The organism is Fluctibacter corallii (assembly GCF_025751585.1).
Classification (GTDB): Bacteria; Pseudomonadota; Gammaproteobacteria; order Enterobacterales; family Alteromonadaceae; genus Fluctibacter_A; species Fluctibacter_A corallii.
Window position 1 is genome coordinate 57,250 of sequence record NZ_JAOWKX010000012.1, and the last position, 6,873, is coordinate 64,122.

The following is a 6,873-nucleotide window of genomic DNA, read 5'->3' on the forward strand; positions in this document are numbered from 1 at the left end:
TAAATAAAAAAATACAGGAGGTATTTAATGTGCGCAGGGACGCAAACACTGACATCAGAACATATTGCGGTATTGGTGCTTTCACAAGTTCCTAACTTTGGCCCAGTTTCATATTCTCGCTTGTTCAATACGTGCCAACTCACACCCGATGAGGTGATTAATACAAGTTCATCAAATTTAGCGTTGCTCGGCCTCTCAACTGCGCAAATTCGTGCCATTAAACAACCTAATTGGCAAGTAATTGAGCGTGTTGGCTCTTGGCTACAACAGGCTCCCTCGAACCATCTACTCCTACGTACTTCCCGCCACTACCCTAAGTTGCTAAAAGAATGTATCGATGCGCCCATCTTATTATTTGCATCTGGGAATGTATCGCTACTAAATACACCGCAAATTGCGGTGGTGGGCACACGTAAGCCAAGTTTATCTGGTACTCGAGTAACGGAATATTTAATGCCGCAATTAGTTGAAAGCGGGTGGTGTGTAACCAGTGGTTTGGCCTTAGGCATTGACGCACTGAGCCACAAGGCGACACTGGGTGTTGGTGGCAGTACAATAGCAGTATTAGGAAGTGGCTTAAATAGCATTTATCCGAAGCGCCATGTTGGACTCGCTTGTGATATTGTTGCTGGTAATGGATTGTTACTTTCAGAATTTCTGCCGCATACACCTCCCAAAGCTCATCATTTTCCGGCACGAAATAGAATTATCAGTGGCATGTCATTCGGCACCTTGGTTATTGAAGCGGCAATAAAAAGCGGTTCGTTGATTACCGCCGATTTAGCAGCGAATCAGGGAAGAGAGGTATTTGCTGTGCCCGGAAGTATATTTAACCCGTTAAGTGAGGGATGCCATCATTTAATCAATCAAGGGGCGAAAATTGTCAGACATGTGAATGATATAAATGAAGAATTCTCAATTATGGTTAATACTATAGGGGCAGGGACGGAAAATTATTTTCAAAAAAGTGATAACCAAAGCTTGGCAGAATGTAAATTGTTAGATAGTGTAGGCTTTGAAGCAACCGCATTGGATGTGGTCTTAGAGCGCAGCGCAGTTCCAATCAGTGATGCATTGTCTATGTTAACAGAATATGAGTTGCGTGGTTTGGTAGCTGCCGTTCCAGGTGGTTACATAAAATTGGGGGAAAAATAGCATGTTTGATATCCTCATGTATCTTTTCGAGAATTTCATCCACAGCGAAACGGAAATACGGGTCGATCAGGACGAATTGACCGACGAGCTCGTGCGTGCAGGTTTTCATCATGATGAAATATACAAAGCTCTGGCATGGCTTGAGAAGTTAGCAGCCCTTCAAGAGACTGATATTAATCCCTATTTGGTCAAAGGTGTTAACGCCTCAGTAATGCGTGTCTATACCCATGAGGAAGAGATGCGTTTAGATGTCGAGTGTCGTGGATTTCTCATGTTTTTAGAGCAAATTAATGTATTAGATGGCTCTACGCGGGAAATGGTCATTGACCGTGTAATGGAAATAGACTCTACCGAGTTTTGTTTAGAAGATTTAAAATGGGTCGTATTGATGGTGCTGTTTAACGTACCAGGAAAAGAAAACGCATACGCCCAAATGGAAGATTTATTGTTTGATGAGCCCGAAGGGCCGCTTCATTAAACTGATGTAATAATATTATGAGGAGGCATTGTGTTTCCTCGTAACCATACTTAGGCATATTTTTCTGTATGTCCAAAATCGATCACTCTTTATTTAAGGCCTCTGAGCATGCTTTAGAGAATGCGTTTGGCACGTGCCCACTGTGTGATGCTCAACTTCGTATTAGAAATAGTAAAAATGGACGGTTTATAGGGTGCACTCATTATCCAGAGTGTACATTCAGCAAACCGCTACATGAAACTGAAACGACGCAACTGAAAGTCATCGATGGCTCATCATGTCCTGAGTGCCAGCAAGCACTGGCAATCAAAAAAGGGCGTTTCGGCCTGTTTATTGGCTGCACAGCGTTTCCAGAGTGCCACCATATTGAAACGGTTAAACAGCAAAGTGACACAGAAGTGGCTTGCCCTAAATGTAAGAAAGGTAAGTTGATAAAACGAACCAATAAATATGGCAAAACCTTTTATGCCTGCAATCAATATCCTCATTGTAAATACTTACTGAATAGCAAACCGGTCGCAAAATCCTGTGAGGCATGCGGATGGGCTGTTATGATTGAAAAAAATACGACCAATGGCGTGGTATGCTTGTGCCCACAAAAGGATTGCCAGCATAAAGTCGCTCAGGGCTGATTTAGATCATATCAAGACGAGAATTTCTAATTAAACTCCGAGGTATAGTTTGTACTGGTACATTGATGCCTTACACCTTGCCTCAATGCAATGTTATATAGTGTGCTATGACAACTGAAAAAGATGTATCAAATCCACTTGTGGATGCATATGAAAACGGTAAGTTGATTGCTTACCCAACTGAAGCTGTTTTTGGTTTAGGCTGCGCGCCAGACAATGAAGAGGCGGTGATGTCTCTTCTTAAGCTTAAAAACAGACCCATCGAGAAAGGGGTGATTCTTCTTGCCAGCAATTATTCTCAATTGTTGCGCTATGTCGATGATGCCGCCATTCCTATGGATATGCGAACGGAAATCTTTTCAAGTTGGCCTGGCCCTAACACATGGCTCTTGCCTGCATCTAAGCAAGCGCCTCGTTGGATCACTGGAGGCTCTAAGTTGATAGCTGTGCGAGTCACGGCGCATCATGACGCCAGACAACTATGTGAAACGCTAAATGGGCCAATCGTCTCTACAAGTGCGAACGTATCGGGCGAAGAGCCTGCACGGACGTGGCAAGAAGTTACTGCTGTTTTCGGTGACAGCGTATATTGCGTAAAAGGCGAAGTAGGTACACAGCAAAATCCAACGCAAATCCGTAATGGATTGACCGGTGAAGTAATAAGGGCAAGTTAGTCATGACAAAAAACGATACTCCAGATTTAGATCGTATCAAGGCATTTTTACTAAAGTTGCAGGATAACATTTGCCAAACGTTAGAGTTGGCAGATGGCAAGGCTAGCTTTAAAGAAGATAAGTGGGAACGCGCAGAAGGCGGTGGCGGGCGTACGCGTGTCATTACCGATGGCGCCGTATTCGAGCAGGGCGGCGTAAACTTTTCTCACGTTTATGGCGATGGGTTGCCAGCGAGTGCAACGGCGGCACGTCCAGAATTAGCTGGCCGTAGCTTTCAGGCGATGGGAGTATCATTGGTGATACATCCTAAAAATCCTAATGTTCCGACTTCGCATGCCAATGTTCGCTTTTTTATTGCTGAAAAAGAGGGACATCCACCAGTCTGGTGGTTTGGCGGTGGCTTTGATCTCACGCCGTTTTATCCTCACATGGAAGATGTGCTGCACTGGCACAACGTTGCTAAAAATGCGTGTATACCGTTCGGTGATGAAGTGTATGACGAATACAAAAAATGGTGTGATGACTATTTCTATTTGAAGCATCGTGGTGAAACACGAGGTGTGGGCGGACTATTCTTCGATGATTTAAACAAATGGGGATTCGAGAAGAGCTTTGAGTTTATGCAGGCGGTGGGTAATGGCTACTTAGATGCGTATGTACCGATAGTAGAAAAACGCAAAGCCGAATCTTATACGGAAGAACAGCGCCAATTTCAATTGTATCGCCGTGGTCGTTACGTTGAATTTAACCTTGTCTTTGACAGAGGCACGCTTTTTGGATTGCAAACGGGTGGCAGAACGGAGTCAATTCTTATGTCTATGCCTCCGTTGGCTCGATGGGAATATTGCTATGAACCGGTTCCTGGGTCGCCAGAAGCGAAGCTTTATTCGGATTTCTTGCGCCCGCGCGATTGGCTGAACGAAGCTAGCTAATTATTTCCTATTGATCATGTGCTCAGCCAAGCTATCAAATGCTTGTCTGAGCTGATCTCTTAACGCCTTTTCTTTTACTGTTGCAACAAGAGCCCTGTCCATACACAACATCCATTGGTCTTTTAATTCGCTGTTAATAGGATAAGGCATGTGACGTGCGCGCAACCTTGGATGACCATACTTTTGTTCGAACAAGGGCGGCCCGCCCATCCATCCTGATAAATATTCGAAAAACTTATGTCGGATTTTATCCAACGGTTTAGGGTGAAGATCATATAAAGGCCTAACGGTAGATTCAGTCTCCATCTCATCGTAAAAATGTTTTACTAAACGTTTTACGCCTTCCTCTCCGCCGATTCGTATATAAGGTGTTTTCAATATATCGTTCTTTTTATTCTTCGCGTTTTCGGTTACCTTGCGCGTAGAGTTAAATAAATGTGTAAACCATTTCATGGATAAGTTCGCTGTCTTTGGAAATCCTATTGCTCATAGCAAATCTCCTCAAATTCATAGGCTTTTTGCAGAGCAAACTGCTCAAAAAATTGAATATACCGCAATACTGGCGTCAGTCGAAACGTTTGAAGAAGAGTTAGATAGGTTTTTTAGTGACCCCAACGCACGAGGGTGTAATGTTACATTGCCTTTTAAAGAACGTGCGGCGTCTTGGGTAGAGGATTTAACGCCCGCTGCTCAAATGGCTGGCGCAGTGAATACGATTATTCGCGACCCATCATCGGGAGAATTCATTGGTGATAATACTGATGGTGAGGGGTTAGTACAGGATTTATTACGTCAAAAGGTGATACTCCAAAAACAACGAATTTTACTCTTAGGGGCTGGTGGTGCTTCTAGAGGGGCGCTTTACCCTTTACTTCAACAGAAACCTAAAGAGATTATTATTGCCAATCGTACTTTCGACAAAGCGCAACAGCTAGCGGATTTAGTTTCGGGACATTCAGTTATTCCAATATCTTTTAAAGACCTTTCAGCAAGCAGCGAGACTATTTTTGATGTGATCATAAATTCTACCTCGACCAGTCTAAGTGGTGTATTGCCTGCTATTCCTGATACATGTTACAAAGATGTCGAATTTGCCTATGACATGGTTTATGGTCAAGCGCCTACAACCTTTATGAACCACGCAATGTCTCTTGGCGTGAGTCGAGTATCAGATGGTCTGGGGATGCTAGTGGGCCAAGCTGCGCTAAGCTTTATGAAATGGACAGGTAAGATGCCTAAGGTTGAAGAAACTTTATCAATGATGAGAGACACGCTGTGAATCAATCTATTCAGATTATAGATGGCTTTGAATATAGTGATCGTCGTGAGGCGATTAAAATGACAGCCATGAATTCAGGTCAGTTGATACACTGTTATATTACTGGATTACAAAAGCAAGATGTTTTTGCCTTCTATAAGGAATATCAATTCGACATTGAAGAGATACTGGCAGAGCGAATTTCAGAAGAAATGTGGGACGACAGTGGTGAAGTCTGGATTGACGCAGAGGATATTAAAGGGAGCTAGACGACTCCCTTCACGGATTGATTAATAACTTTCGTTTAAGTATTCGTTTTTCGTCTCTAAGTAGTTGTCCGCTGACTTTTTCAAAAATGCGATCTCATCATCATTAAGTTTGCGCGCTTGTTTTGCTGGGCTACCTACATAAAGATAACCACTTTTGAGAACTTTACCTGGAGGTACTAAGCATCCAGCACCAACAAAGACATCGTCCTCAATGATGGCTCCGTCCATAATTATGGCTCCCATCCCTACTAGAATTCGATTTCTTAATGTACATCCATGTAGCATGACTTTATGACCGATGGTCACATCGTCACCTATTTCAAGAGGATAACCTTTTGGGGCTGAATGGCTAGCGCGGGTAACATGCAGCACAGATGCATCTTGAATATTCGTTCTATGGCCAATGCGTATGCTGTTTACATCACCTCTAGCTACCACCATCGGCCAAATACTGACATCATCACCACACTGTATATCGCCAACAACAACCGCTGTTTCATCGATATAGCAAGCATCCCCAAATATTGGCTTAACACCCTTGAAAGGTTTGACAGACATAAACACTTCTCTTCTTAAAATGAACAAACCGGAATATTCACGCATAAACGGTACCTGAGTACAGGTTACAACATTGTCGGAATATTGAATACTTAAGCGTCTGACATGGAGTCAGATATCAACACAAATTAAGGATAATATTAATGGAAACAATAACAGTAAATGAGCAAGGCCTAGAGCAAGTATGCGGTGGTGTTAGGGGTTTTGTGCTCGGTTATATTGGTAGTCATGCATTAGATGTAATATTCGAAGCCGCGATGAATTCAAATTTTAACTATCGGGATTCATCGTTACACCTACCTTATAATCGTCTTTAAATTATGTGAAGGGGGTTACCCCCTTCCATACACTATATAGGTGAAAAAGATGGCAACGAATAAAGCGAATATCTTAATTTTTGTTTTAAGTGTGACTGTCTACTTTATATTGATGGTTGTCAGAAAAGAACTGAACACTGATGATGAGGCATTAGCCTTAATTTTAGGATCCTTTCCAAGTTTTCTAGTTACATTTGGCTTTCTCTCAATTTTGCCTTCATTGACCAGTGGCAAACAATCATTAATGAGCAACTATATTCTGTTTGTCTTGTTCGCTGTTGGCTATGAAGTGTCTCAGCTTTTTGTACGTGGTACATTTGATACTGCAGATGTTATTGCAACAATTGTTGGGGGGGCGTTGGGAATAGGTGCTATTTTGATTTTTAATAAGAAAAGAATCCTCCCTAATGCCACTTCTAAACTATAATTTGTATGATTAATCTTCGCTTGGATGTTTTATTGTTCATATTGTTTCAATATTGAGCGTTTGATTCATTTATTTCAAAAAAGGTATTGACGAATTTTCTAAAGTCCCTAAAATGCGCGCCTCTTCTTACGGAGACGCCGACAAAGCGACGGTGTTTAAGATGTAAGCAAGAT

At 42.4% G+C, this 6,873-nt stretch carries 11 protein-coding genes; 9 read left to right on the top strand and 2 right to left on the bottom strand.

Annotated elements, in window-relative coordinates:
• Positions 1-27: 27 nt before the first annotated feature.
• The 5 genes from dprA to hemF all read left to right on the top strand — a co-directional run bounded on the left by dprA (position 28) and on the right by hemF (position 3,871).
• Positions 28-1,155, top strand: a complete 1,128-nt coding sequence (dprA, locus tag OE749_RS17885; RefSeq protein ID WP_263713858.1) for a DNA-processing protein DprA — start codon at positions 28-30, stop codon at positions 1,153-1,155.
• Between the two features lies 1 nt (position 1,156).
• A complete protein-coding gene (locus OE749_RS17890) occupies positions 1,157-1,633 on the top strand; it encodes a DUF494 family protein (RefSeq protein ID WP_263713859.1) in 477 nt (158 codons plus the stop codon).
• 68 nt (positions 1,634-1,701) lie between these two features.
• Positions 1,702-2,265: a DNA topoisomerase family protein gene (locus OE749_RS17895; protein WP_263713861.1), complete on the top strand. Its 564-nt coding sequence runs from the start codon at positions 1,702-1,704 to the stop codon at positions 2,263-2,265.
• A gap of 107 nt (positions 2,266-2,372) precedes the next feature.
• A complete protein-coding gene (locus OE749_RS17900) occupies positions 2,373-2,939 on the top strand; it encodes a Sua5/YciO/YrdC/YwlC family protein (RefSeq protein WP_263713862.1) in 567 nt (188 codons plus the stop codon).
• Positions 2,940-2,941: 2 nt separating this feature from the next.
• Positions 2,942-3,871, top strand: a complete 930-nt coding sequence (gene hemF / locus OE749_RS17905; RefSeq protein ID WP_263713864.1) for an oxygen-dependent coproporphyrinogen oxidase — start codon at positions 2,942-2,944, stop codon at positions 3,869-3,871.
• On the opposite strand, the gene OE749_RS17910 is transcribed toward hemF, so the two are convergent.
• Positions 3,872-4,249 (bottom strand): group II truncated hemoglobin, encoded by a 378-nt coding sequence (locus OE749_RS17910; protein ID WP_263713865.1) that lies wholly within the window; start codon positions 4,247-4,249, stop codon positions 3,872-3,874.
• A 73-nt stretch (positions 4,250-4,322) separates the two neighbouring features.
• On the opposite strand from OE749_RS17910, the gene aroE reads away from it, so the two are divergent.
• Both aroE and OE749_RS17920 read left to right on the top strand, forming a co-directional pair.
• The gene (gene aroE, locus OE749_RS17915; protein WP_263713867.1) at positions 4,323-5,150 is read left to right on the top strand and encodes a shikimate dehydrogenase; all 828 of its coding nucleotides are present in this window, start codon (positions 4,323-4,325) and stop codon (positions 5,148-5,150) included.
• Positions 5,147-5,398, top strand: a complete 252-nt coding sequence (locus OE749_RS17920; RefSeq protein ID WP_263713868.1) for a DUF1488 domain-containing protein — start codon at positions 5,147-5,149, stop codon at positions 5,396-5,398. The genes aroE and OE749_RS17920 overlap by 4 nt, the downstream gene beginning before the upstream one ends.
• A gap of 21 nt (positions 5,399-5,419) precedes the next feature.
• Here the strand turns inward: OE749_RS17920 and OE749_RS17925 are convergent, their stop codons facing one another.
• The gene (locus OE749_RS17925) at positions 5,420-5,956 is read right to left on the bottom strand and encodes a gamma carbonic anhydrase family protein (protein WP_263713872.1); all 537 of its coding nucleotides are present in this window, start codon (positions 5,954-5,956) and stop codon (positions 5,420-5,422) included.
• Between the two features lie 143 nt (positions 5,957-6,099).
• Between OE749_RS17925 and OE749_RS17930 the strand changes: the two genes are divergently transcribed.
• Positions 6,100-6,273 (top strand): hypothetical protein, encoded by a 174-nt coding sequence (locus tag OE749_RS17930; RefSeq protein WP_263713869.1) that lies wholly within the window; start codon positions 6,100-6,102, stop codon positions 6,271-6,273.
• A 49-nt stretch (positions 6,274-6,322) separates the two neighbouring features.
• Positions 6,323-6,700: a VanZ family protein gene (locus tag OE749_RS17935; protein WP_263713870.1), complete on the top strand. Its 378-nt coding sequence runs from the start codon at positions 6,323-6,325 to the stop codon at positions 6,698-6,700.
• Positions 6,701-6,873 lie beyond the last annotated feature (173 nt).